General features: G+C 68.2%; 25 protein-coding genes. 9 read left to right on the top strand and 16 right to left on the bottom strand.

Features of this window, described 5'->3' with window-relative positions:
• Positions 1-187: 187 nt before the first annotated feature.
• From AWC31_RS25220 to AWC31_RS25200, 5 genes are read right to left on the bottom strand one after another with little or no spacing between them, the layout of a single operon-like run.
• The gene (locus AWC31_RS25220) at positions 188-559 is read right to left on the bottom strand and encodes a glycerol dehydratase reactivase beta/small subunit family protein (RefSeq protein ID WP_234816991.1); all 372 of its coding nucleotides are present in this window, start codon (positions 557-559) and stop codon (positions 188-190) included.
• Positions 552-2,411, bottom strand: a complete 1,860-nt coding sequence (locus AWC31_RS25215; protein WP_085146644.1) for a diol dehydratase reactivase subunit alpha — start codon at positions 2,409-2,411, stop codon at positions 552-554. Before AWC31_RS25215 ends, AWC31_RS25220 begins: the two co-directional genes overlap by 8 nt.
• Positions 2,411-2,983 carry a propanediol/glycerol family dehydratase medium subunit gene (locus AWC31_RS25210; protein ID WP_085146643.1) on the bottom strand — a complete coding sequence of 191 codons (573 nt, stop codon included), beginning with the start codon at positions 2,981-2,983 and terminating at the stop codon, positions 2,411-2,413. The genes AWC31_RS25215 and AWC31_RS25210 overlap by 1 nt, the downstream gene beginning before the upstream one ends.
• Before the next feature lies 1 nt (position 2,984).
• On the bottom strand, positions 2,985-4,709 hold the full coding sequence (locus AWC31_RS25205) for a propanediol/glycerol family dehydratase large subunit (protein ID WP_085146642.1): 1,725 nt from the start codon (positions 4,707-4,709) through the stop codon (positions 2,985-2,987).
• Positions 4,710-4,717: 8 nt separating this feature from the next.
• A complete protein-coding gene (locus tag AWC31_RS25200; protein WP_085146641.1) occupies positions 4,718-5,146 on the bottom strand; it encodes a diol dehydratase small subunit in 429 nt (142 codons plus the stop codon).
• A gap of 258 nt (positions 5,147-5,404) precedes the next feature.
• On the opposite strand from AWC31_RS25200, the gene AWC31_RS25190 reads away from it, so the two are divergent.
• The gene (locus AWC31_RS25190; protein WP_085146639.1) at positions 5,405-6,112 is read left to right on the top strand and encodes a (2Fe-2S)-binding protein; all 708 of its coding nucleotides are present in this window, start codon (positions 5,405-5,407) and stop codon (positions 6,110-6,112) included.
• Here the strand turns inward: AWC31_RS25190 and AWC31_RS25185 are convergent.
• The 3 genes from AWC31_RS25185 to AWC31_RS25175 form a co-directional block, all read right to left on the bottom strand.
• Complete coding sequence (locus AWC31_RS25185) at positions 6,109-6,507, bottom strand: GlcG/HbpS family heme-binding protein (protein ID WP_067842516.1); 399 nt, start codon at positions 6,505-6,507, stop codon at positions 6,109-6,111. The genes AWC31_RS25190 and AWC31_RS25185 overlap by 4 nt on opposite strands.
• A 91-nt stretch (positions 6,508-6,598) precedes the next feature.
• On the bottom strand, positions 6,599-8,122 hold the full coding sequence (gene adh, locus AWC31_RS25180) for an aldehyde dehydrogenase (RefSeq protein ID WP_085146637.1): 1,524 nt from the start codon (positions 8,120-8,122) through the stop codon (positions 6,599-6,601).
• Positions 8,123-8,228: 106 nt separating this feature from the next.
• A complete protein-coding gene (locus tag AWC31_RS25175) occupies positions 8,229-9,494 on the bottom strand; it encodes a helix-turn-helix domain-containing protein (RefSeq protein WP_085146635.1) in 1,266 nt (421 codons plus the stop codon).
• 294 nt (positions 9,495-9,788) lie between these two features.
• Between AWC31_RS25175 and AWC31_RS25170 the strand changes: the two genes are divergently transcribed.
• Positions 9,789-11,120 (top strand): DEAD/DEAH box helicase, encoded by a 1,332-nt coding sequence (locus AWC31_RS25170; protein ID WP_198538766.1) that lies wholly within the window; start codon positions 9,789-9,791, stop codon positions 11,118-11,120.
• A 9-nt stretch (positions 11,121-11,129) separates the two neighbouring features.
• On the opposite strand, the gene AWC31_RS25165 is transcribed toward AWC31_RS25170, so the two are convergent.
• Positions 11,130-11,651, bottom strand: coding sequence for a hypothetical protein (locus AWC31_RS25165; protein WP_085147301.1), 522 nt, complete (start codon positions 11,649-11,651; stop codon positions 11,130-11,132).
• Between the two features lie 71 nt (positions 11,652-11,722).
• On the bottom strand, positions 11,723-12,283 hold the full coding sequence (locus AWC31_RS25160; protein ID WP_110775284.1) for an RNA polymerase sigma factor: 561 nt from the start codon (positions 12,281-12,283) through the stop codon (positions 11,723-11,725).
• A 135-nt stretch (positions 12,284-12,418) separates the two neighbouring features.
• On the opposite strand from AWC31_RS25160, the gene AWC31_RS25155 reads away from it, so the two are divergent.
• From AWC31_RS25155 to AWC31_RS25130, 5 genes are all read left to right on the top strand, one after another.
• Entirely contained in the window at positions 12,419-12,889 is a 471-nt protein-coding gene (locus AWC31_RS25155; RefSeq protein ID WP_085146631.1) for an Asp23/Gls24 family envelope stress response protein, read from the top strand.
• Positions 12,886-13,173: a hypothetical protein gene (locus AWC31_RS25150; protein ID WP_085146629.1), complete on the top strand. Its 288-nt coding sequence runs from the start codon at positions 12,886-12,888 to the stop codon at positions 13,171-13,173. The genes AWC31_RS25155 and AWC31_RS25150 overlap by 4 nt, the downstream gene beginning before the upstream one ends.
• 226 nt (positions 13,174-13,399) lie before the next feature.
• Positions 13,400-13,582 (top strand): hypothetical protein, encoded by a 183-nt coding sequence (locus AWC31_RS25140; RefSeq protein ID WP_067842498.1) that lies wholly within the window; start codon positions 13,400-13,402, stop codon positions 13,580-13,582.
• A 59-nt stretch (positions 13,583-13,641) separates the two neighbouring features.
• Complete coding sequence (locus tag AWC31_RS25135; protein ID WP_085146625.1) at positions 13,642-14,340, top strand: hypothetical protein; 699 nt, start codon at positions 13,642-13,644, stop codon at positions 14,338-14,340.
• Positions 14,337-14,891: a hypothetical protein gene (locus AWC31_RS25130; protein WP_085146623.1), complete on the top strand. Its 555-nt coding sequence runs from the start codon at positions 14,337-14,339 to the stop codon at positions 14,889-14,891. The genes AWC31_RS25135 and AWC31_RS25130 overlap by 4 nt, the downstream gene beginning before the upstream one ends.
• Before the next feature lie 114 nt (positions 14,892-15,005).
• On the opposite strand, the gene AWC31_RS25125 is transcribed toward AWC31_RS25130, so the two are convergent.
• The 4 genes from AWC31_RS25125 to eccCa all read right to left on the bottom strand — a co-directional run bounded on the left by AWC31_RS25125 (position 15,006) and on the right by eccCa (position 20,571).
• Positions 15,006-15,302, bottom strand: coding sequence for a WXG100 family type VII secretion target (locus AWC31_RS25125; protein WP_067842485.1), 297 nt, complete (start codon positions 15,300-15,302; stop codon positions 15,006-15,008).
• Positions 15,303-15,314: 12 nt separating this feature from the next.
• Entirely contained in the window at positions 15,315-15,635 is a 321-nt protein-coding gene (locus tag AWC31_RS25120; RefSeq protein WP_085146622.1) for a WXG100 family type VII secretion target, read from the bottom strand.
• A 74-nt stretch (positions 15,636-15,709) separates the two neighbouring features.
• Positions 15,710-16,843 carry a type VII secretion-associated protein gene (locus tag AWC31_RS25115; RefSeq protein ID WP_085146621.1) on the bottom strand — a complete coding sequence of 378 codons (1,134 nt, stop codon included), beginning with the start codon at positions 16,841-16,843 and terminating at the stop codon, positions 15,710-15,712.
• The gene (eccCa, locus tag AWC31_RS25110) at positions 16,840-20,571 is read right to left on the bottom strand and encodes a type VII secretion protein EccCa (RefSeq protein ID WP_085146619.1); all 3,732 of its coding nucleotides are present in this window, start codon (positions 20,569-20,571) and stop codon (positions 16,840-16,842) included. The genes AWC31_RS25115 and eccCa overlap by 4 nt, the downstream gene beginning before the upstream one ends.
• 123 nt (positions 20,572-20,694) lie before the next feature.
• On the opposite strand from eccCa, the gene eccD reads away from it, so the two are divergent.
• On the top strand, positions 20,695-22,044 hold the full coding sequence (eccD, locus tag AWC31_RS25105) for a type VII secretion integral membrane protein EccD (protein WP_110775247.1): 1,350 nt from the start codon (positions 20,695-20,697) through the stop codon (positions 22,042-22,044).
• Positions 22,045-22,079: 35 nt separating this feature from the next.
• Complete coding sequence (mycP, locus tag AWC31_RS25100; RefSeq protein ID WP_085147300.1) at positions 22,080-23,360, top strand: type VII secretion-associated serine protease mycosin; 1,281 nt, start codon at positions 22,080-22,082, stop codon at positions 23,358-23,360.
• On the opposite strand, the gene eccB is transcribed toward mycP, so the two are convergent.
• A complete protein-coding gene (gene eccB / locus AWC31_RS25095; protein ID WP_085146615.1) occupies positions 23,316-24,722 on the bottom strand; it encodes a type VII secretion protein EccB in 1,407 nt (468 codons plus the stop codon). The two genes, mycP and eccB, sit on opposite strands and share 45 nt — an antisense overlap.
• Before the next feature lie 50 nt (positions 24,723-24,772).
• A complete protein-coding gene (locus tag AWC31_RS25090; RefSeq protein ID WP_085146614.1) occupies positions 24,773-25,324 on the bottom strand; it encodes a CGNR zinc finger domain-containing protein in 552 nt (183 codons plus the stop codon).
• Between the last annotated feature and the right edge of the window lie 60 nt (positions 25,325-25,384).

The following is a 25,384-nucleotide window of genomic DNA, read 5'->3' as shown; positions in this document are numbered from 1 at the left end:
CCAATGCTTTTGCGATCGACATCCGCCAGCCGGAGACTGACCAGAAAGCGGTAACCAACCTTTCGGCACCCGGTTACCAGGCTTTCAACGCTCGGCTCTCACTCCCCTAGTGCGCCTAAAGGTCTGAAACTCAACCTTTGATTAGAGAGTATCGCTCCCCATGGGCGTTGTGTCCACCCAAACAGCGTTATTTGCCGAACCGGTTTTGCCGCTTCAGCGGCAGACCGACCACGATGCGGGCCGCGTTGTGCCCGAGTGTGCGGGCCGTCTCGGCGTCCGCCGTGCCGCCAGAGCCCAAGTCCGGCAACGGTTCCGCCAACTGCTCATGATGCACGCAGACCTCGCCGGTGGCGTCGAGACCGACGCCCACCCGCAGCGGTGACCGCGCTGACGCGTGTCGCGCGAGATCGGCCGCGACCGCGTCAAGACCCGCGGGCAGCAACGAGTGCGGGACGCCCTCCTCCTCGATGCCCGCAAGAACCTCGCGCTCGATCACACCACCGCCGGCCGCGCTCAACACCACGATGGCGGGCCGGTCGGGTTGCCCGCTGTTACGCACCAACTCCGGACCCCACCAACTGCGCGTGCGAGGCCACGAGCCCGGTGGCCACCGCGTTACGCGGTCCCTCGCTGCCCCGGACGTTCCCTGTGCCGCAGACGATCCCGTACGGCGCGAGCGCGTCGGCGATGAGCTCGGGGATCTCGAAGTCGAGTGCACAGCCGCCCAGCAGCACCACGAACCCGATCTGGCGCAGATCGCCGCCTGGCGCGATGGTGCGCAACGCCCGCAGGGCATTGACGACGAAGACGCGTTCCTTCGCGGCGCGGCGCACGACCCTGATCCGGTCGATCGAATGACGCGTCGGTATCGGGCTCATACTGTGCTCGGCCAGCGTCACCACCCGGGCGAACGCCGTTGCCGGCAAGGGTTTCTCGAAGAATTGCACCGTGCCGTTCTCGAGCCGGACGTGAAAGAAGCTCTCGGCCTTTCCGAGCGGGAACCGTTTGATGTCCTCGGCCAGCTCGAGGTTGTCGAGGCCGAGTTCGGCGTCGATCAGCTTGGTGACGAGATCGCCCGCCCCGGCCAGATGCACCGCGTCGATGTCGCCGGCGGGCTCGATCAGGGCCGCATCGGTCGAACCGCCACCGAGATCGAGCACGACGAGCGGCTTGTCGGTACCCGGCGTCGTGAGGGCACCCAGCGCCGCCATCTCGGCCTCGACCCCGCCGACCACGACCTCGACATCGCCGGCACCCGAGGCTTGCAGCCGCTGCCGTACGGCGTCGGCCACGGCCCGCATACCGCTTTCCTTCGTGCGCACCATGGCCGCCAGTGCCACGGCGTTCTCCAGCGCGACCTCGCCCGCGACCCCGCCCCGCACCTCCTGCGGCACAAAGGTGTCCACCGCGAGCAGATCTTGTATGTGCACGTCGGCGACCGCGTGGTTGGACAGATCGGCCATGCTCTGACGCACGTTGGCGATCATGCCCCCGGTGTTGGTGCCCGCTTCGCCCGTCACATCGGCCAGCGGGCTGACGCGCTCGACCGCGGCCATGATCTCGACCGCACCGCGCGACACGTCCACGGTCGCCCGTTTGCGCTCACCGGTCAGCTCCAGGGCGCCCGCCGGGATCGTCCGATCGGCGACGTCACCGGCGGGTGTACGCACCACGACCGCCGAGCGGTTGCCCGTCAGCGCCCGCGCGACCGGCGAGACCACTCGGGTGGCGGCCGCGTCGAGCTCGAAGATCGTGGCCAGCCCGTAGGCGTTGGACAGCGTGCGGATCGACTGGCCGGGCCCGGCGACCTCGACCGCCGCGAGCATGCCCAGCGGCACCGCGTCGATGCGCGACACCTCGTCGATGACCGGGATCACCGCGTCGAGCCGGTTGACCACCAGCACGGCGTCGTCGTTGCCGAGGATCGCCCCCGTCACGCGAACCCCGCGCTGCGTGGCGGCGTTGATGGCGCGGGCCGCGACTTCGAAGTCGACGCCTTTGGGCACGACCACGATCGTGCCCGCGTCCGTGGCGATTTCGGCGAGGTCGTCGAACGCGACGGTGATGCCCACGCCGAGCCCGCGGCCGCCAGGCGTGCGTGGATCATGGCCGATCATCGTCGACTCGGTGATGATCGTCTCGGTGATGGTCTCCATCGCCAGCCCGCTGATGACCGGCGTGGCCTCGTTGAGCAGGACGACATTGAGGTCGGCGAACGCCAGGCCTGCGACGTCGAGCGCGCGGGCCACCGCGGCGGCCACCCCGTCGACATTCTTCGGCGTGCCCTTGATTCCCGTCGTCGGCGTGAGCGCCGCACCGCAGAACCGCACCGTTCCGTCGGGTGCGATGGTCGCGGCGCTGGCCTCCGTCGTCGAGTTACCGATGTCGACGCCGACAACGGCACGGGTCATCAGTTCGCCACGGCCTCGGAGAATTGCGGGATCACCTCGACGGGCTTGGCGTTCTTGCGGATCTGCTCGGTCTCCTTGAGGTGCAGCAGCGCCGCCTTTGCCTGCCAGCGCGGCCGGGCCATCTGGTCGTTGAGCGTCGGAACCGGTTCGGGTGACTCGCCTTTCGCATACTGCGCGGCGTTCGAGCCGATGCTGCGGTAGGTCTCCAGCGTCATGAGCGGGCTCTGCGGAAACAGCTCCAAGCTCGACAACCGTGGCAGGTCACGCTGGTGGATCATCGACGTACCGCGCGACAGGATGCCGATGCCGATGCCCGAGCCCGACAGCTTGGCCGCGGTGTGCGCGACCACCGCCAGATCGCTGCTGTGCCGCACGCGGATACACCGGGCACCGACCTCCTGCTCCTCGATGCCCGCCAGGATCTGGCGGATCACGTCGGCATGCGACAAGCCGATGATGGTCTGGCTGAAGAAGTCGGCGAAGGCAGGCGAGATCGCCACCACCACCTCGTCGGAACGCTTGCCCGGCTCAGCGGTCGTCTCACCGGTGAAAGCGAGTGTTCTGTCGGACATTTCACTCCACCTCCAATTCCGGATTCTCGGCACTCGTGACGTGACGCAACCGCTTCATCTCCTCCCAGCGCGCGCCGGACGGGCGGTAGCCGGTGCCGGGGCCCGCGTAGTCGTTGCGGTCGTTGACCGCCGACAGCGGTTTGAGGTCGCGTGTCATGATCGCCGAGGTGTGCAGCAGATCGCCCGAAACCCGTTGCCGCAGAACCGCGAGCAGATTCTCGGCGATGTCGGAGAAGCCTGTCGATTCGAGCGCCTTCACGAGGTCGAGACCTGTCACGTTGCGGTCCATCACCTGCTGGGCACCCTTGAGGTCTTCGAGCACGTCGCGCGGGATGAGCTCGCGACTGCCGTGCGCGTAGACGGCGGCCTCGATCTCGGCATCGGAGATCGCCGGCAGGTCGAGGTAACGGAACACCGCCTGCAGAGCCTTGCCCGCGCGGCGGCGCACCGCCAGGATCTCGGCCTCGTTGACGTGGCGCAGACCGCCGTCGATCTGCAGGTCGCGCTGGATCGTGTTGAAGTCGTCGAAATCCTCGGCGTCGACGTTGGACCCGGCGAACATGTTGTCGTAGTTCGGTGTTGCCGAGTAGCCGGACGTGATGAAGTCGGTGCCCGGCATCATCTGCGGCAACAACCGGGCCGTACGCCGCATCGGGGAATGCGAGAACGACTGGTCGTTGCCCGACGCGCATTCGAGATCGACGGCCGACGCGACGAGGTTCTCGGCGGCCACGGCCCGGATGCCCGCCGGCACCGCGCCCGGTACGCCGATGCACGAGATCGAGCCGTTCTGCAGGCCTTGCACGCCTGCACCTTTCGCGACGAGGATGCACCGGATCTCCAGGTACAGCATGGACCGCCCCTCGGCGTTGCCCATCTGCACCTCGGACCCGGTTCCGGACGTGAACCGCATCTTGATGCCACGCGACGCGTACGCCGCGGCGAGGAAAGCCTTCGACCACGGCGTGTCGTCACCGTCGACGAACACCGACTCGGTGCCGTACACCGAGATGGTCTCGGCGTAGGCCGTGATGCCGCGCATGCCCAGCTCGAGCTCGGTGGCCTCTTCGAGCGCGCACTGGGTCAGCGGCCCGCCGGTGCCGACCTGGCTGCCGATCTGTAGCGCCATCGCGACCAGCGGGGCGTAGCGAACCACGCCCAAAGTCGTTTCCACTTCCGAGAATCCGCGCAGCGACGCCTCCGCGGCCTCGCACGCGACCTGCAGTGGATTGTCGCGGGCACTGGTGCAGTGCGCCTGGTTGGCCGGGGTGCGGCGGGCACGCATCTTCTGGATGCCCATCATGATCTCGACGATGTTCATCGTCTTCATGACTTCGAGCAGCTTGCCCGGGGTCAGGCCGCCCGTCACCGCGATCACCTCGTCGCGGGTCACGTGCGGATCGACCAGCATGCGGGCGATCTCGACCGCCGGGATCGCCATCGACTGTTCGGTGGTCGCCACGTCGATCGCGTGGTCGGCGATGAACTGGTCGATGAAGTCGAAGTCGGCGCGGGCCCGGCCGTCCATCTCGACGATCACGCCGTCGACGACACGCACACTCGGCTCCGGATCGAACGCGCTGTCCAGCGCGACCATGCCGACTTCTGGCCACTCCTCGACGAATCCGTCGAGGTTGACCGGACGGTCCTCCAGAACCTTCGTCCGCTCCGACTGCCGCTTCTGGGTCGTCTGGGCCGATACCGACCCGGGCGATACTGCCGTCACGTCGTCTCCTATTCGCTGGTGGCCAGGATGTCGCGACGCTCGTAGACGTCGGCGGCTTCACGGACGAGCCCGGCCAGAAGTGTCGCGCCGTACTGCGTCTCCAACTCGTCGGCAATCGAATCGAGCTCGGCCTTGGTAGATGCGTTGGGCCGCAGCGCGTTGTAGATCTGCAGCACCCGCTCGTCGCTGATGGCCGTCATCTCCGCGGCGCGGCGCAGGTTCGCGCCGAGTTGCTTGCGCCCCACCTTCTCGGCGATCTGAGCCTGCAGACGCAGGGTCTGCGGCGTGATCCGCAAATCTGAGGCTTCGACATCACCCGACATCACCGCATCCATCGTGATGCCGTCGATCGGCTTGCCGTTGGGCGTGAAGAGCAAGTCCTTGCGATTGAGACTCAGCGGGTAATCCACCGAGGGATCGAGGATCGGTTCTGTCATGCACTGCTCCCAACTGTGACACTGCCGTCGACCCTTGATTGTGCGCTGCATCACGTTGCATGACCGTTGCGCCGCAGGTCAGAGGCTCGATCGCGCTCGGTAGCCACGTACCGGTCGCACTCCCTGGCGTTCAGTTCGACACCATGGCTGCGATTCGGCGGCCCGAACCCGAAAACCACAGCCCCGGTGTCGAAGTGAACGCCGGGAAGACGGTCGGGGTGTGCCTGCCCGCGGCGGCGGCGCTAGCCTGTGCGGACGATGGACGATACGGCGGCATTGCTGCGTGAGGTTGCCGAGCTTGGTGAGTTCTTCGCCCTGCCGGTCGCCGACGGCGGGTGGTTGCCGATCAGCACGCTGCTGACCGATACCGCGATGCGCGATTACACGAGGCGCACGCAAGCGGCGATCGCGTCGTCGATGGGTGTCGCGGAATCGGCGGTGCCGCTCAAGGCCGCGGCATCCTCGTTGCACCTCTCGATCGCCGCGCGGCTGTTGTCCCCGGTCGTCGGGGCGGCTGTCTGCCTGGCCGCGGTCCCGCGATTGACGACCGAAACCGTGAAATGGCAACGCGATTCGTCACACCGGCCGGCGCTCGCGATGACACGAGCCGACTGGGTCAGGGTGACCGATCCACACCAGGCCGCGCGGGCCATCGCCGAAACCGTCATCACCGACGTCTTCACGCCGTTGAACGACACCATGCGCTCGGCGGCCGCGTTGTCCCCACAGGTGTTGTGGGGCAACGTGGCATCGGCCGCCAACGGCGCGGTGACCGTGCTCGCGCAGACGCAGGCCGACGCCGAGCGGCGGGGCCGTGCGCTGGTCGCGGCGCTCATCGCGACCGCTCCCCTGCTCGACGCGGCCGAGTTCGCCACCGGGCAGTTCCGGCGGCGCAACTGCTGCCTGTTCTACCAAGTGCCGGGCGGCGGTTACTGCGGCGACTGCGTTCTCGCCGAAGCTCGTTAGAGCGCCGCCACACCCGCCTCGGCCACGGCCACGTCCTGCTCGACGCTGCCGGCGCTGACACCGATCGCGCCGATCACCTCGCCGTCGGCCTCAAGCAGGATCCCGCCGCCGAACACCACGAGCCCGCCCGCGGTCTGTTCCAGGCCGTAGAGTTCGCCGCCCGGTTGGCACACCGTTGTGAGTGCGCTCGTGGGCAGGTTCATCATCACCGAGGTGCGCGCCTTGCGAATCGAGATGTCGATGCTGGCCTTGATGGCGCCGTCCATGCGCACGAACGCGACCAGATGACCACCGTCGTCGACGACGGCGATGTTCATCGGCTGACCGATCTCGTCCGCCTTGGAGATCGCGGCGTCGAGCACTTTCTGCGCTGTCGCCAGCGGCAGTGAAGTCATTCCTTGCCTTTCAGGTCGCGAACGTGAGCTTGTGTGCGAATTTTGCGGGGTATCTCGCACACAAGCTCACGTTCGAGCTATCGGCTGCTTGTCAGAAGAACCCGAGCGCCTTGTTGCTGTAGCTGACGAGCAGGTTCTTGGTCTGCTGGTAGTGGTCGAGCATCATCTTGTGGTTCTCGCGGCCGATGCCCGACTGCTTGTACCCACCGAACGCGGCGTGCGCCGGGTACTGGTGGTAGCAGTTGGTCCACACGCGGCCGGCCTTGATGTCACGACCGGCACGGTAGGCGGTGTTGCCATCGCGCGACCAGACACCGGCGCCGAGGCCGTAGAGGGTGTCGTTGGCGATATTGATGGCGTCGTCGTAGTCGGTGAACGACGTGACGGCCACGACGGGGCCGAAGATCTCCTCCTGGAAGATCCGCATCTTGTTGTTGCCCGTGAAGATTGTCGGCGCGACGTAGTAGCCGCCGTTGAGGTCGCCACCGAGCTGCGCCCGCTCGCCACCCGTGATGAGCTTGGCGCCTTCGGTTTTGCCGATCTCGATGTAGGACAGGATCTTCTCCAGCTGGTCGTTGGAGGCCTGGGCACCGATCATGGTCTCGGTGTCGAGCGGATCGCCCTGGCGCACCGCCTTGGTGCGGATCGCGGCCAGCTCCAGGAACTCGTCATAGATGTCGGCCTGGATCAGCGACCGCGACGGGCACGTGCACACCTCACCCTGGTTCAGGGCGAACATCGTGAAGCCCTCAAGGGCCTTGTCCTGGTAATCATCAGCTGCGGCAAGGACGTTGGAGAAGAAGATGTTCGGTGACTTTCCACCGAGTTCCAAGGTGACCGGGATGAGGTTCTGGCTCGCGTACTGCATGATCAACCGGCCCGTCGTGGTCTCACCGGTGAACGCGATCTTGGCGATCCGATTCGACGATGCCAGCGGCTTGCCCGCCTCCACCCCGAACCCGTTGACGATGTTCACCACACCCGCGGGCAACAGGTCACCGATCAGACTGAACAGGTACAGCACCGAAGCCGGGGTCTGCTCGGCGGGCTTGAGCACCACCGCATTACCCGCGGCCAGCGCCGGAGCCAGCTTCCACACCGCCATCAGAATCGGGAAGTTCCACGGAATGATCTGGCCCACCACACCCAACGGCTCATGGAAGTGGTACGCCACAGTGTCTTCATCGATCTGCGACAGCGAGCCTTCCTGAGCCCGCAACACACCGGCGAAGTAACGGAAATGGTCGATGGCCAACGGAATGTCGGCATTGAGGGTCTCGCGGATCGGCTTGCCGTTGTCCCACGACTCCGCCAGCGCGATCGACTCCAGATTCTCCTCGATGCGATCGGCGATCTTGTTGAGGATCACCGCGCGCTCGGCAGGCGCGGTCTTGCCCCAGGCCGGCGCCGCCGCATGCGCGGCGTCCAACGCCTTCTCGACATCGGCCTCGCTGGACCTGGCCACCTCACAGAACACCTGACCCGTCACCGGCGTGGGGTTCTCGAAATACCGGCCGTCGACGGGCGCGACCCATTCGCCGCCGATGTAGTTGTCGTAACGGGCCTCGAACGACATCAGGGCGCCTTCAGCGCCCGGACGTGCGTAAACAGTCATGGCATTCTCCTGCGTTCGGACGACGAAATGTGTCGGTCGTCACTCAAGGTAGGCAGTGAGAGGTTGCAGCACGGTTGCACGCTCCGTGCAACCCGAGAATTCCGTACTAGCCCAGTTCGGAGTCGAGTCCGGCGAGGTGGCCACGGGCCTGTGCGCGGGCGACCGGATCGGCTTGGGCGTGGTCGTGCAGCATGCGCCAGGCGTGCCGGTCGTCGCGGCCGTCCGGCAATTGCAGCCATTTGCGCAGCAGCGCGAGGTTTCCACGGGCGGATTGCGCCAGCACGGCCTCGCGCAGGCTCGCGGTCAGTTCAGTGCGTAGGCGCCCGATCGCGGGCGACACCGATTGGGGCAGCAACGCGCCGGTGTAGGCCGAGAGCGCGGCGGGGACGTTGCCGGCCTGCAGCCCGTCGAACACGTCGCCCATATCGCTGGCGACCGGTGCGAGCAGTCGGTACGGACGCGAGGCGATGTAGTGCGATCCGATGACACGGCGAAGCCGGGACATCTCGGCGCGGATGGTGACGACGTCGAGATCCTTGTCGTCGAGCAGCATCGCGAGATGGTCGGCCGACAGCCCCTCGGGGTGGCGGATGAGCAGCACGAGGATGTCGGCGTGCCGTCCGGTCAGCACGCTCGAGCGGGCATGCCCGTCGTCGTCGGTGACCTGCCAGCGCGGGCGGTCGGCGCCCAGCACGGTCAGGCGCGCTCCCTCCGCGGAGGGCACCGGGCGGGTCAGCTGAAGCAGCGCCAGTTGATTCTCGACCGCGACGGCAGTGGCCCGCACGAGCGCGAGGGTTTGTGTGGAGGCGACGGCCGAACCGCCGGTCAGGTCGATGGCGCCCAGCAGCGCCCCGGTGGCCGGATCGTGCACGGGCACGGCCGTACAGCTCCACGGATGCACGACGCGGGAGAAGTGCTCTGATCCGCGTATCTGCAGCTCACGGTCGAGCGCCAGTGCGGTGCCGGGCGCGTTGGTCCCGGCGGTGCGCTCGCTCCAGTCCGTTCCCGGCACGAAGTTCATCGCCTCGGCCTTGCGGCACGCGACGCGGTCGCCCTCGACCCACAGCAGGGTGCCGTCGGCCGCGCTGACCGCGACGACCACGCCGGAATCGACGGCGTCGTCGACCAGCAGGCGCCGGATCAGCGGCAGCGTCGGCGCAAGTGGATGTGATTCGCGCAGCTGGGCGAGTGCCGCGACGGCAGCTGCCGTCTGACCACCGCGGTCGGGGTCGACGCCGGTCGCGAGGCTGCGCCGCCAACTCTCGACCACGACCTTGCGCAGCGGTGTGGACTCCAGATACGCCGCGTCGACCTGGCCTTCGACGAAAAGGCTGTGCACGGCACGCACCTTCGCAGGTGGGAGCCGGGTCATTACCCGCCCACCTGCGCTCTTCGATGTGGCCACGACGATCACGCTCCTGAGCGCAGAGCCTCTCAGCTGGCTTTACGCGTGCCCGCCAGAATAGTTGACGGCGGTGTGACGCGGGTAACGGCCGGCCGTTCCGAGGCGGGTAAACAGGCTCGCTACCGGTATAGTCGGGTCACGCGGCTTGCCTGTTCTGCCTCTGCCGCGATCTCGATCGTCAACCGAGCGCCGCGGGATGTCACCCGCGCCGGGCAGGACGACCGCCTATCTACTTTTCGGAGTTCTCTTTTGTCTGCGCAAATGACCTTTGCCGACCTCGGCCTGCCCGCCGAGATCGTCGCCACCCTCGCCGCCAATGGCATCGAGGCCCCATTCCCGATCCAGGCCGCGACCCTGCCGGATTCGCTGACCGGCCGTGACGTGCTCGGCCGGGGCCGCACCGGGTCCGGCAAGACCTATGCGTTCCTGCTTCCCCTCGTCGCACGCCTGTCGGCGACCCGGACCCGGCCCGCGCCCGGCCGGCCACGCGCCCTGATCCTCGCGCCGACCCGTGAACTGGTCACCCAGATCGAGGCGTCGCTCACCGCGCTCGCCAAAGCGACCGGACTCAGCTCGGTCAACATCTTCGGCGGCGTCGGCCCCGGCCCGCAGATCGCTGCGCTGCGGCGCGGCGTCGACATCGTCATCGCGTGCCCCGGCCGGCTGGAAGACCATGTGAAATCCGGCCACGCCGATCTGTCGGCCGTCGAGATCACCGTGCTCGACGAGGCCGACCACATGGCCGATCTCGGCTTCCTGCCCGGCGTCAAGCGGCTGCTGGACCGCACCCCGAAACGTGGTCAGCGCCTGCTGTTCTCGGCGACGCTCGACGCCGGGGTCGATGTCCTGGTCAAGCGTTATCTGCACGATCCGGTGGTGCACAGTGTGGATTCCGCGCAATCGCCCGTCAGCGCGATGGTTCACCACGTGCTGCACGTCGACAACTCCGCGCGGGTCAACGTCGTCGCCGACCTGGCTGCGGCTCCGGGCCGCACGATCGTGTTCGCGCGCACCAAGCACGGGGCGAAAAACCTCACCCGCCAACTGAATTCGCGCGGCATCTCGGCTGTCGAGCTGCACGGGAACCTGTCGCAGAACGCCCGGACCCGTAACCTCACCGCGTTCTCCGACGGCAGCGCCACCGTGCTGGTCGCCACCGACATCGCCGCGCGCGGCATCCACGTCGACGACGTGAGTCTCGTGGTGCACGCCGACCCGCCCGTCGAGCACAAGGCGTATCTGCACCGGTCCGGCCGCACCGCCCGCGCGGGTGCCGAGGGCACCGTGGTGACGCTCATGCACGACGCCCAGGTGTCCGACGTACGCCAGCTGACCCGCAAGGCCGGTGTGAAGCCGACCATCACACGCGTCAACGGGCTCGATCATCCGGTGCTGCGGGAAATCGCCCCGGGCGAGCGGGTTTTCGGTGAGCCGAAGGCCCCCGCACGGCCCGAGCCGAAGGCACCGCAGCGGTCCGAACGGTCCGGCTCGCGCCGCCCGCGCAGCACCTCACGCGGCGATCACGCTCCCAAGGCCCACGCCTCGCGCGGTGGCCGCAGGCGACCCCGCCGGTCGAACGACTCCGTGAGCTGACGGCGGCCGTCACCCGTTGGGCGGCAGGGCGATGTCCTCCCACGTGACGGTGATGTGTGGCGTGACGCCGAGCAGATCGGTGATGGCCGCCGCGGCGTGGTCGCGGAGGCTGTCCCCGTCGTGCAGGTAGGTGTGGTCACGCGGATCGGCTCCGATCGCGACCAGGTGAATGTGGACCGCCGACAGCTTCTGCGCATCGACCCGCACATCGATGTCGGCCACCGCCGCCGAGGCGGCCGCCGCCGGTTCGGCGAGCTGCGCGGTCAGCACTTTGGACAGCGCGAGATGCGAGATGCTGATACCCGGTCGCGCGCTGCGGATCGGCCGCCCCTGGCGCGGCAGCGCCGCGATGTGGTGGGCGATGCTGGCGCGCAGATGATCGAGGGCTGAAGCACTTTCGCCCCAACGGGGATCGATTGCGCGGTCATCGTCCGGTGTCGCGCCCAGTCCGGCCAGGCTGCGGGTGGCATCGGCGATCCACGCGGTCGACCGTGCGACCGCGTCGTAATCGTCCGTGGTTGTGCTACCCATCGCACCTCCAGTCTTACGTGACACGGTGCCCGATGCCCAGTCATCGCGTCCAATCGACAGCTTCGACGTCGTCATGGGCGGAACTCCTCAAGTGCCTCGGCCAGCCGTTTACGGGTGCGCTGCAGATGGCCGCGCACCGAGCCCTCGGTGGTGTGCAGAACCGTCGCGATCTCCGACAACGGCAAGTCGTAGACCTCGCGCAACCACCACGCCGCGCGGCCGGGATACGGCAGTCGCGCCAGTTCACGGTTGAGCGCCGTCATGAAGTCGCCGTCGAGAGCGCGTTGGCCCGGACCGGGTCCTAGGTCAGGGGTCTCCGTCGCGGCGTCGAGATCGGTCTGGGGCCGGCGCCGGCGCAGGGCATCGACGGTTCTCCGCGATGCCAGCGAATACAGCCATGTGCGGAACTGCGACCGGAACGCAAATGTCGGCAGAGCTTTCCATGCCGCGATGAACGTCTCCTGCACGATGTCATCGCACTCGTGCCGGTCGGGGTAGGTGTTTGCGACGAATCGCCGCAGCGCGGGCGCGTGGCGCACCACGAGAGTGTCGAAAGCCTCCAGGTCGCCGCGCTGAGCGCGGCGGGCGAGCACTTCGTCAGACAGCCATTCCAGCAGTCCGTCCCTGCTCAGTACCACTGCCACCCCCGTCGGCCTCCCCCGAGACTGTGTTCTACGTCTCGTTTGCGTGCGCGTCGAGCACTTCGGCCCGACGAACCGATTGTGCCGGACGAAATGTCCGGGGACTTAGGTGAGAAGGAGAACTTGATGACCACAGCAACCCAGACCCGTGAAGTTAGCTCCAGTGCAAACACCGCCGCGCCGGGCAAGGATATCGAGAAAGTGTCCGGCCATGGCGTCACCACGATCGCCGACATCGTCGTCTCCAAGATCGCCGGTATCGCGACGCGTGAAATCGACGGCGTGTACGACCTCGGCGGCCAGGCGGCACGGGTTGTCGGCAAGCTGCGTGAGACGCTGCCGGGTTCGCCAAGCCTCACCCAGGGCGTCAGTGTCGAGGTCGGCGAACGGCAGGCCGCCGTCGACATCGGCATCGTGGCCGAGTACGGCGTCGCCATCCATGACCTCGCCGAAGGCATCCGCAGCAACGTCATCTCCGCGGTGGAGAACATGACCGGACTCGAGGTGACCGAGGTCAACGTCACCGTGCACGACGTCCACTTCGCCGACGACGATGACGCCGACAGCGACGGCACCGGCGAGCCCCGCGTCAAGTGAGCACAGCTTCACCGGCCGCTGAACGCGTCGATCGCGTGGTCGAAGCCGTCACCGCGGTGGACGGGGTGATCGGCCTGCACTTCGGCCCGGGCGTGCCCGAGACGCATCTGCCCGGCCGGACCGTGCGGGGCATCCGCCTCGGCGCCGATCGCGGCCAGGTTCACGTCGTCCTCGAACTACGGGCCGGCCTGCTCGATACGGCCGATCGGGTGCGGGACGCGGCCTCGACGGCGGCCCGGGTCCCCGTCGACGTGGTTGTCGGTGACGTCACGGCGGTGCCGTGACCGGAAGGCGTGCCCGCCGTGACGTCGTGCGACGACATCATCCCGACGTCGGCGGCTCCGCCGAGGCGCTGATCGAGGCGCTCGCCGCGCTGGACGCCCCCGGTCAGGGCGCTCGGCAACCCGCGGTTAGGGTTCGGCGCACCTGCCGGGGGCGGTTCGCGGCGTATCTCGCGCGACGCCGGCGCGCCCGTCGCCGTCGCACAAACTCTCTCAAGAAAGCTCAACGATGAACCAAAAATACGTGGTGATCGGCCTTTTCGCGGGCCTGCTCCTGGCGATAGCCGCAGTGACGGGAGGTCTGATCGGGTTTCTGCTTGCTCTGGTTCTGGGCGGTGGCGGCGCGGCGATCGGTGCCCACCTCGACGGGACGATCGACCTGACTGCACTCGGACGCCGGCCCAGGAGCTGACCGTGACAACCGAACAGGCTGCGACAGTGCCTGTGGCGCAACCCTTTCGCGGTCGGACCGTGATCAGCGATCGCGTCCGGCAGCGGCTGATCGAGCATGCGGTGCTGTCCGTACCCGGGGTCGTGCGTCGCCGCGCAATTGTGCCCGGCAGGACATTTCCCGCCGTGCAGGTCGACGGTGGGCTGAAGTCACGGGTCGTGGATGTCGAGATCGCCGCGAACTGGCCGATCGACGGCGCTACGGTGCTCGGCGATGTCGAGACGGCGGTGACGCGCGAACTCGCGACATCCCTCGGGGAAAGCCCGCAGCGCGTCGCCGTGCGGATCGCCCGGATCGACAGCGACAGAACACCGGCCCAGGTGGCTGACGCGTACGAGATCGAGGCGGAGACCACAGGCATCGGCGAAAGTGCGCAGTACGGTCCGCGTCGCGTGGCAGGTTCGACGATCACCGGTCTGCTGGTCGGGCTGGCCGTGATCGCGGCCGGGGTGGTCGCGGTAAGGGAGGCCCTGATCGAGGTCGGCTGGATCGGCGGGACGGCATGGATCGCTCCCGCGCTCGGCTGGGCCGGGCACGCCCAATGGCAGTGGTGGACGTGGCCGGCCGCGATCCTGGCCGTCCTCGTGGGTGTGGTGCTTCTGGTCATCGCCGTCAAACCACGACGCCGCGCGTATCTGCCTGTCGGAGACGGTGTCTGGGTACGTAAACATGCGCTCGAGCGGTGGCGCACCGCCCATTCCGAGGGAGACACACCATGACAACTGTTGTCCGCGTTGCGGATCGACTCGTCACGTTCTTCGCCGCAGCGGCGTTGCTGGTGGCAGGCGCATGGTTGATCGGCTACCGCACCAACGTCCCGGTGGCCCGCGAGGCGTCCGCCCTGCTCGATGCCGACGCGTTCGCGAGTGCACCGCAATGGCCGTGGTGGCCCGCGGCGTTGGGGGTCGGCGGCGTGGTCGCGGCGCTTCTCGGACTGTGGCTGGTGCTGCTGCACGTGCGTCCGCGCTCGATTCGCACGGTGACGGGCGCCGCCGGAGCGGTCGACCTCGATCGGCTCGCCGACGCGGTCGCCGACGACCTGGGGCGCCATCCCGCCGTGCAGCGGGCCAAGGCCGTCACCCGCACGGAACGGGGCCGCCCGGTCATGCGCATCACCGCCGAGGTGGCTTCGCACACGCCCGCCGAGGATGTGCACCGGCTGGCCCGCCGATGTCGGGCCGACGCGCGACGAGCCGCCGGAACCGACTTCGAATTTCAGCTGCTGATCAAGCAGGTGCGTCCAGAACAGACGCGCTCGCGGGTCATCTGAGAAGACGTCCGGCGCAGGTAGGTACGAGGGGTCTGCGCCGGATCGGGGAAATGTGCGGTCCCGCTTGGCCTCTCCATTCCGAGCGGGACCGCACAGGCTCCTCCGGGTGCGGTGTCAGATCCCCCACGCGCTGGCGGCGCTGCGATCGGTCGCGGCTACGTCGTCCGACCCGTCGCGGACCGCATTACCCAAGTTGAACAGAATCTCGTTGAGCGCGGCCGCGGCCTGGTTCCACCGGGCTTGCTCGACCTGATATGCCGCGGCCGCTTCCCTGGTCCACACTTGTTGCAGCGGCGCAATCTGCGCCCGCAGATCATCGAAGGCCGCGTTCAGCCGGCTCGACGTGGTGTGGATCTCTTGCCGGACCGAGTATTCGATCTCGCCGAAATCATAAGACAGGACTTGGTTCACGAGATTCTCCGATCAGAGGTTGTCGCCGACGGCGCCGAGCCGCTGCGAATGGGTGTCGGCCGCGTCGCGCAGCGTTTGTTCGTTGCTGCGGATGGTGTCGGCGATCCGCTGCAGTGCGGTGTGCAGTTTGAGTGACTCGCTGTTCCACCGGTCGACGACATCACGGAACCGGGTGGCCGCCACACCACCCCACACCGATGGCGGCACACTGCACATGCGGCCGATGAACGTCTGCAGCATGGCCCGGATGTCGTCGTTGAGAACGTCGATCTTCCCGGCCACCGTTGTCATCACGTCGAAGTCGGTGCCCAGCGAGTTCGATGATTGAGCCATTGGCAGCCTTTCGGTCTTCTGTTGCGGGGTATACCTTTTCGACGCAGCGCAACCCGATTCGGTTCCACCCGATTTCAGAACACCGCATGTGCCGACCTGATGGCCATGGCGCACGCTGCTCGGACGAGGTCGTCGCGGCCGGGCGGGTTCTGACAGCCGATGGCGATGCGAACGGGGCCATCAACCAGCACCGCCCACCGCACATGACGCTCGGCGCGGACTTCGCGGTAGGTGATCACCTGGCGTTCCGCGATCCGATCCGCCGCATTGAAGTCGACGAACACCCCGGCGGGCTGCTCGTCGAGCGCGCGGCGCAGAGTTTCGGCGGCCGGGGTGTCGGAGACCGGAGATTGAGTCAGATGAACGGCCACGGCAGGGTTGGCATTCGAAACGACCTCGACGCGCGCCGATCCCGGTCCGCTGGTGATGCGCCGCACGGTCCAGCCGACCGGGACCTGCACACCGACCCGGCCCTCGACCAGTACGGCCATCGGTTCTGCCTGCTGCGGGCGGTCAGGGAGGCTCATTACGAGTCCGGCGCACAGCGCGATCACGGCGGCGCAGACCGCTGGGCCCCGTCTGCTCGGTTGCGTCCGTTGTCGTTCGGGTTCGGTGTGGGCCGTGGCGATTTCCCGACACAGCAGTGCCGGGTCGGCCATCGTCACGCGCGCGCCTCGGTCGCCGATCCGGCCGGCGACAAGGAGACCGAGGGCACGGGCACCCGGGACTTCGGCAGGCGCATCGACGATGACTTCACCGGCACCGTCAACCGCATCGACCACCGATTGCGCGAGCACGTCGTCCTCACCCCAGCGGACCAACGCCACGGGCTCGCCATCGCCGCGCGACACCAGCACCAGTTCCACCGCGATCTCCACCACCGCCCACGACGTATCGGTCCGATCGGCGGTGAGTTTCTGAACGCGCTGCAGCACACGATTTTCCGCGCGTTCTCCGGCTGCGGATTGGATTCGGGCGATCCGATCAGCGGTCCACCACGTGGGGCACACCAAAGTCAGTGCATCGGCTTCGGCCCCGGCGGCAGCGGCGAGAACCTCGACCCACAGGTCGTCTACCGCTATCGGCTGCTCGCCGACCAATGCGGTCGTGTCGTCGATGCACTCCACCGCGGCCATGGCGTGTTCGGGTGACACCGTTCCTGGTCCGCGCACGGTCACGGGACCGATTTCCAGCACCGCGGTGGTCACTGCCCGTCCTCCGGGATCACCGCCACCTGGATGAGTTGATCGGCTGCTGCCCGGGTGATGAGGGTGCCCCGTCCGGGCGGTAGCGGCGCCGGCCTTACCGAACCCAACAGCACGCCCTCCTCGGGGCTCGCGCTCATCAGCAGACCCATGCAGCCGAGTTCTCGCAGCCGGCCCAGGACCGGGTCGAACATCGCACGCGCCGCACCACCCGATCGCCGTGCCACGACCATATGAAGCCCGATATCACGTGCCTGCGGCACGAATTCGAGCAGCAGAGCAAGCGGATTCGTCCCCGATCCCGCCACGAGGTCGTAGTCGTCGATCACGATGTAGAGCTCCGGACCGGCCCACCACGATCTGTCGCGGAGTGCGCGCTGGTCGACGTCCGGCCCGGGCATGCGGGCCCGCAGCGTGACAGTCAGTTCCGCCAACGCTGTTTCGAGTGCGCCGGCCGATACCGCGTACCCGGCCACATGCTCCGACTCGACCACGCCGAGCAGCGTGCGGCGGAAGTCGACGATGAGCAGTCGCACGGCTTCGGGGTCATTGGCATCGACCAGCGCACGGCATATCGTGCGCAACGCCGTGGACTTTCCGCAGCCGGCGTCCCCGAGGATGAGGAGGTCTGGCTGCTCGGCGAAATCCAATACCACAGGCGATAATTCGAGCTCTCCCAGGCCAAGCACCACCTGAGTGGCCGGCCGCATACCGGTGGGCGGACGCAGCATGTGGTGCTCGACCAGCGCAGGAAGCAGCCGGATCTCCGGCGCTCGGGCACCCCGGTGCTCAGATCGCAGGGTGTCACCGGTTCGTGCGAGTGCGGCGCCGATTCCGTGGTCGCTCGGCGTGCCGTCGAGTCTCGGCAAGGCGATCAACAACTCTCGGCCGTCACGGGTCAGACCTCGGCCGGGCGGGCACGGGCCGAGCTCGCGGGCACGTTTACGGTCCATCTCCGATTCGGCCGGATCACCGAGCCGCAATTCGATCCGGGTGCCGAGTTGGTCTTTTAGTGCCGGGCGGAATTCTGCCCACCGCGATGCGCTCGCCACGACGTGCACGCCGAACGACAGTCCCCGCACGGCCAACACGGTGATCAGGGGCTCGAGGTGCTCGAACTCGCCTCGCAGCGTCGACCACCCGTCGACGATCAGGAACACGTCACCGAACGGGTCGTCACAGGAACCTTCGTCGCGGCGCTTGCGGTACTCGGCCATCGAGTCGATGCCCAAACTGGCGAACCGCTTCTCACGCCTGCGCACCAGGCCTTCCAGTTCGGTCACGCTGCGCCGCACGAGGTCGACGTCGTGGCGGCCGGCGATCGCGCCGACATGCGGCAGTGCCCGCAGCGCCGACAACGCGCCGCCACCGAAATCGAATCCGTACAGCTGGACGTCGGACGGGTGGTGCGTGGCCGCCAGCGCCAACGCCAATGTCTTTGCAGCCATCGACTTTCCCGATTGCGGCCCGCCGACGATCGCGACGTTTCCGGCCGCGCCGTCGAGTCGCACGACGAGCCGGTCGCGGCGCTGCTCGAAGGGCCGGTCGACCAGGCCGATCGCGACGGTCAGGTGCTGACGTGCCGGCATCAACACATCGCTGAGCGGCACGGCATCCGGAAGCGGAGGTAGCCACACCCGATGAGCCGGCGTGCCGTGCCCGACCAACTTGGCGAGCACGGCGTCGAGCACGGTCGTTCTCGGTTTCCGCACCGCCTGCCGGTCGGGCACCACGCAGCGCGCGACGAACGGACGGACACGCTGCGGCGCCGCCACCACGGGTGCGTCGGCGTCATAATCGCCCGAGACGAACGCCGTCTGGAACCTCGCCAGCTCACCCGACGGCGTCTTCAGGTACGCCGCACCGGGTGTATTCGGCAGCTGATAGGCGTCGGGCACCCCGAGTACCGCACGGGATTCGTTCGGCGAGAACGTCTTCAGGCACACGCGGTACGACAGGTGCGATTCCAGGCCGCGCAGCCGCCCTTCGTCGAGTCGTTGGCTGGCCAGCAACAGGTGCATGCCCAGTGACCGTCCGAGCCGGCCGATGGCGACGAACAGATCGGCGAAGTCAGGATGTTGGTGGAGCAGTTCGGAGAACTCGTCGACGACGATCAACAGCGCGGGCAGCGCGGGCAGATCTGGGCGCTTGCGGCGGTATTCGGTGATGTCGGCGAGATTGCCCGCAGCCCGCAGGAGTTCCTGACGACGGTTCAGCTCGCCCGCCAAGGCGTCGGCCATGCGGGCGACCAGCGGGGCCTCGTCGGCGAGGTTGGTGATCAACGCGCTGACGTGCGGCACCGTCTCGAGACCGAGAAATGTTGCGCCCCCTTTGAAGTCGACGAGAACCAGATTGAGCGCCTCGGGCGGATGGGTGACCGCCAACCCGAGCACCAACGTCTTCAGGAATTCCGACTTACCCGAGCCCGTCGCGCCGACGCACAGCCCGTGCGGGCCCATACCGTTGTGCGCAGCCTCTTTGAGGTCCAGGTGAACGGGTGCGTTGTCCCCGGCCAGCCCGATCGGCACCCGCAGCAGGTTCTGCGCGTCAGGTGTGCGCCAGCAGGTCGCCGGATCGAACCGCGCGGGGTCGCCCAGACCGATGAGACGCAACCAGGTGGACCGTTCGGCAGTCGGGGATTTCGCCGACCGGTACCGCGCCAGGCGGCGTGCGCACGTCAACGCCTGCGCGAGGGTCAGGCGGTCGGGTTGCGCGAGAGCGTCGCCGAGGCTGACCTTGTCGGGTCCGACGGCCAGATCCGGGCTCGTGTCAGATGCACATCCGATCGTCAATACGGTGACGCCCGGCTTGGACATGCTGGGTTCGGCTGCGACGCCGTCCGCGATGACGACGACGTGCATCGCCGCGTCGTCGTCCACTGCCTGCGCCACGGTCTGGTATCGCAGCGGGCGCTGACCCGCCGGGTCTCGCGGATGCCAGTGGTGCGGCAGCCATTTCAACCAGTCCCACTGCTCGGCCGCCGACGGCCCGACCACCGCGGCGATTCTGAGATGGCGCGGGCTGTGCGCCACGGCCAGTTGGCAGAGCATGGCCCGGACGAGGGCGCCGGCGTCGTCGGACGGCCCGCCGACCGCCAGATGTGCCCGGCTGCAGATGTTCACGGTGACGGGGACGTCGGCGACAACGGATCGGTTCCGCACGAGGTCGTGCAACGCTGCCGCGGTGACCGGGTCACGGTCCTCGGCCGGACCGGCGGCAGGTGCCACCAGTCGCGTGAGCAGAGGCCGTACGCCGATTCCGATCCGGACATCGCCGAATCCGGGATCATCGGGTGCACGCACCCACATCCGGTCGGTGCCCGCCAGCAGCCACAGCGTCGCGGGCGCGGGATGCTCGCCGTGCAAGGTTTCCCACTGGGACTGTGCCGTTGCGGCCGCCACGGCGTCGAGCCCGTCCAGATAACGCAGATACTCGCTGCGATCGCGAGTGAGCTCAGCCGCCCGCCCGTTGCCGCGCAGGCTGTACACCAAGGTGCCGAGCACCGACATCACCATCATCACCGGAAAGAACATGAACGCCGGACCTCGTGCCGCGGCCGCCCCCGAACCGAAGTAGACGGCCATCATGCCCACCATCGCGATGACCAGAACGACGGGAAGCAACCGGGCCACCGGATTGACCGGGGTGGCCTTCGGCACCGGTGGCGGCGCATCGATCACCAGCTCGGCGGGCGGCCCGCCGGAGGTCTGCAGTGCTACCGGATGTTCCATCAAAGGCTTGGACGCACGGCGGCGCCGATCAGTTCCACTGTTGTGCGGTCGAAATTCCCGCAAAGACCTACCGAGAACGTCGGTTACGGTCGAATGCACTGGCGTTGACCGGGGGGTGATGTGATGCCGGATGCGCTGCGCTTCGTGTCGATTCACTGCGGGTTCGTCGTCGCCGGTCGAGAGGGCCCGGTAACCATCGACCTGGTGTTGCCGGCCGCGTTGACGGTGAACGAGTTGATGCCGTCGATCGTCGACGCGGTCGGGGCACCGGGAGGCGGGTCTCGGAGCTGGCAGCTGTCCTTTATCGCCGGCCGGACACTCGACGATTCGATGACGTTGGTGCAGAACGGCGTTGACGACGGAGATCTGCTGATGTTGGCCGCGGTTGCCGTCGAGCCGCCGCGGTTACGCACATTGACGGCCGCCCTCGCGGCCGACGGACCAGGCCCCGAAACACCGCAGGGTCTGCGGTCGGCGGGCTGCCTGTTGGCATGCTTGCTCGGAATGGTCGCCCTGGTCTGCGCGGGCCTCGGCACGCAGGGCTGGTCGCGGGTGGTCGCGGCCGCGGCCCTGGCGGTGATCGTCACCGCGGCCGTGTTGGCCGGGCAACGGATAGGTCTCGGACGGCGCACGGTCGCGACGCTCAGCGTCGCCGCGGCGGCACAGGCTGCCGTTCTCGGGTTCCTCGTCGTTCCCGATGGTCCTGACGCGGCGAATTTCTTTCTCGCCGCGGTGGCCGCAGGCTGCGTCGGCGTCGCGCTACTGCGGGTATCGGACTGCGGCACAGACGTTCTGCTCGCCGTCGTCACGGTCGCCGCGCTGATCGGGTTTGCGACCGCGCCTGCGGTGGTGTGGCCGCTGAGCGCTTCTGCGGTCGGCGCGGTGCTGAGTGCAGTGGCCATGGGCGCGTTGTCCTTGACGCCGCGGCTGTCCATCGCGCTCGCCGGGCTTACGCCGCCGATCCCCGGCGACGAAACCGACGGCACGGAAACTCACGGCGACACCGGCATTTCCACCGATGCACTGGCCGAACGTGGGCGCCGGGCGCTGGTCGGCCTGGTTACCGGCTGCTCGGCCGCGGCCGCCCTCGGCACGCTGCTGGTCGCGGTCGACAGCCGGCACGCGGTCACTCCCGCCGCACTCGCACTCGCCGCCGCCGTCGGCGTTGCACTGCTGCTGCGCAGCCGGTCCTATGCATCGGGCCGGTGTCGAAACATGCTGACAATCTTCGGGTTCTGCAGCCTCACCGCGATGTTCGCACTTGTCGTGGTCTGGTCCCCCGGATACGGCAGCTGGACCGGAGCCGCGGCGGTGGCAGTGGGCCTTGCGGTGCTCAGCCCGGCCGCCGTGACGAGCCCGGCCGCGATACGCGTCGTGGACGCCGTGGAATACGTCGCGCTGGCCGCGATCGCGCCGCTGGCCTGCTGGCTCACCGGCATCGCGGACGCGGTGCGCGGCCTGGGCCCGCTGTGAGCGCCCAGTATCGGCTCCTGGCAGCCACATTCGCGATGCTTCCGCTCGTGGCAGCTCCGGCGGCAGGCGCGGTCACACCGCCCGCCATCGACGACGCGCTGCTACCGCCGGCCGCCCCGCCCGCGGCGACACACCCGACCGAACAACGCGGGCAGTGCTTCGGCAGCTCACCGCGTGACGTGGCCGAATCTCGCACACCACTTGCGCTGGATGCGGTGTGGCGGCTGTCCCGCGGCGGCGGTCAGACGGTGGCCGTGATCGATACCGGCGTCACCCGGCATCGGCTTCTGCCGCACCTGATCGGCGGCGGTGACTACGTCTCGTCCGGTGACGGGACCAGTGACTGCGACGGCCACGGCACCATCGTCGCCGGAATCGTCGGCGGCGCGGCGGCCGACGGTTTCAGCGGGGTCGCTCCTGACGTGTCGATCCTCGCTATCCGCCAGTCCAGCAACAAGTTTGCCGACGCGAGCGGGTCAAGCGGCGTCGGCGATGTCGACACACTCGCCAAAGCGGTACGCACAGCGGCCGATCTGGGTGCCACCGTCATCAACATCTCGTCGGTGGCGTGCGTCGCCGCCGACGACGCGCTCGATGACCGGGCCCTCGGTGCCGCGCTGGCCTACGCCGTCGACGTCAAGAACGTCGTGGTCGTGGCTGCCGCGGGCAATGTCGGCGGGCCGGGGCATTGCCCTGAGCAGAATCCGGCGGGTGAACCGGACTGGGACACCGTGGTTTCCGTGGCCACCCCGGCGTGGTACGACGATCTGGTGTTGTGCGTTGGCTCAGTCAGCCGCGACGGCACGGCCTCCACGTTCAGCCTGGGCGGACCCTGGGTCGACGTGGCCGCGCCAGGTGAGGGCATCGTGTCGTTGCATCCCGACGGCGAGCGGCTCATCGACACCCTCGGGAAGTCCAACCCTGTATCGGGCACCAGTTACGCCGCGCCGATCGTGTCGGGGATCGCCGCGCTCATCCGGTCCCGGTTTCCGCACTTGAGTGCGCGGGATGTGATGCGACGCATCGAGGACACCGCGCACCGGCCGCCCGGCGGATGGAATCCGTATCTCGGTCACGGCGTCGTCGATCCGCTGGCCGCGGTGAGCGACGGTGGCGCACCGACCTCGGAGCCGACGCCGGTTGCGGCGACAAGCATCGCGCAGCCCGCCGTGACGCCGGACGATGCCCGGTCGCGCCGGGTTGCGTTCGGCGGCGCAGCCGTCTGCGCCGCCGCGACCGCGCTGCTGGCAATCACGTTGTCGTCCAGGCGGTTACGAGCCCCAACCCCGCGAAGTCGGCCCGTCGTGCGCGACTGACGCCGCGTCGCGGCTCAGCTCCGGCCCACGCGGGAGCATCGCAAGCATGGGCCACGGCGCGGGCACGGCAGGGCCGGTCAAGCCGAGATGCTCTGCGGCAGCGTCATCGTGGATGCCGAACAGGACGCCGAGATCGTTGAGGAGGTAGCGCGGTCCGGCTACGCCGATGCCGCCGTCGATGCCGGTGGCCCGCACCAGCGCACTGCGCCCCGCGGGGATGTCGACCCGGTCGATGGCAGGCCCGGCTTCATCGGCCTGCGCAAGCCGCAATCCGGTTTCCGGCAGTGAGTCCCCCGCGTACAGCGTGGTGTTTGTTTCGGTGGAGGGTTGGCGGGGATCCCATCCCGCGCACAGCACGGGACGCGCGTGCGCGTCGACCCACTGCGGAACCCTCGCCACGTCAAGGTCTTCGACGACGGGCACGCGCGCGATGGCCTGCGCGGAAACCACCGGAGGCTCGGCGGCGGGCTGTGCCACGGTGAACCGGATGAGGTCGGCGGCGACCCTGCCGATCCGCTGCACCCCGTCGGCGAGCACCACGTAGAACTCGTCGGTGTCGCCGGCGCGTGTGACCCGCACGACGCTGCCGACCTCGACACCACGTAATGCTGCCGGGCCCGGCAGGCCCGCACCCGCGATGGCAGGCGTCCGGATCGCCGGCGCCTCGGGCACACTGTCCAACAGCGCGCGCGAAACACCGGTTGGTTCGAGGCCGTCCAGCCGGAGCGCACGCGTGACGGCCAGATCCCGTAGGTCGACTGCGGCCCGCCAGCCGTCGAACAGCAGATACGTCGTCGCGGCCGGTTCGCCGCGCGGCGCGACCAGCAGTGCTTGACCATGGCGCAACGGCGCGACGCGGTCTGACAACGCGCCGACGACCAGTGTGGTGGACACCGGCTCGGCGATATCGCATACCGCCCACGCCGATTCGTCGATACTCAGCGGACTGCCGATCTGCGTCGGCGCTCCCGGTATGCCGACCTGTGGCCCGCGGCGCGCCCGCGCGAGTGCATCATCACTCACCGGCACCGGATCGGCCGCTGCCCCCGCGACCAGGCGGGCCGAGGCGAGGTTCGGCACGGGATGAATCGTGTCACCGATACGCACATAGAGCGCACCTGAATTGCGCGCCAACAGAATCGGCGCATCGGCGAGTTCACCGCCCGGGCGCACGAGCGCCAAGACCGCGCACGCGGTGATCGCCACGACGGCCAGCACACCGCCCGCCGTGAACGCGATTGCTTGTGCCCGTAGTGGATCGTGGAGCATGCTGGCGTCACCGCGCACCAACGCATGCGCCATGCGCCGCAACAGAAATCGATGCCCACTGAGCTGGAGCCGGGTTGCCGGTTGCCGTGCCATGAAGTCCCCCGGGCAAAACCCTAACCCGTACCGGGACGGCCTTCGGACAGTTATTCCTCGCGCTGGCGCTGCCGGTACGCCGCGACGTGTTGGCGGTTGCCGCAGTTGCCGGTATCGCAGAACATGCGTGACCGGTTGCGGGACAGATCGGTCAGCACGGCTTCGCAGTCGGGGGCCGCGCAGATCTTGAGCCGCCGCAGCTCACCACCGCGGATCAGGTCGGCCAGCGCCATCGCCATCTCGGCACCCATCCGCTGCCACAGCGGGTCGTCGGCCGAAGCCAGGTGCAGATGCCAGTCCGGCATCTCGGGGTGTCGCGTCAACCACGGCGAGGCCTTGGTGTCGCCGAGGAGGCCGTTCACCAAGGCGACGGCGGCCTCCTCGTCCTCCGCCGCGCCCCAGATCTCCCCGAGCCGCACACGAAGCCCCTGCACGGCACTCAGCTCGGCAGCGTCGCGGTCCCGGCGGCCCGTCCAGCCGAAGTGATCCAGGTAGGCGTCGAGCGCCGCCAGGTCGGCGAGTTGGTCGCCGTCCACCCGATCACTGTTGACCAGCACGGCGGCGGCCCGGAGTGTGAGCTCCGTGTCATAAGTAAAAAGCATTTGACTCATGACCCCCTTCCGTCGTAGCGTCATGACCAAAATTGATTTTACTCATTACAT

Origin of the sequence: Mycolicibacterium wolinskyi (assembly GCF_002101965.1) — a bacterium.
Taxonomy (GTDB): Bacteria; Actinomycetota; Actinomycetes; order Mycobacteriales; family Mycobacteriaceae; genus Mycobacterium; species Mycobacterium wolinskyi.
The sequence above is the reverse complement of the archived record's forward strand: the minus strand, read 5'-3'. Positions and strand labels throughout refer to the sequence as shown.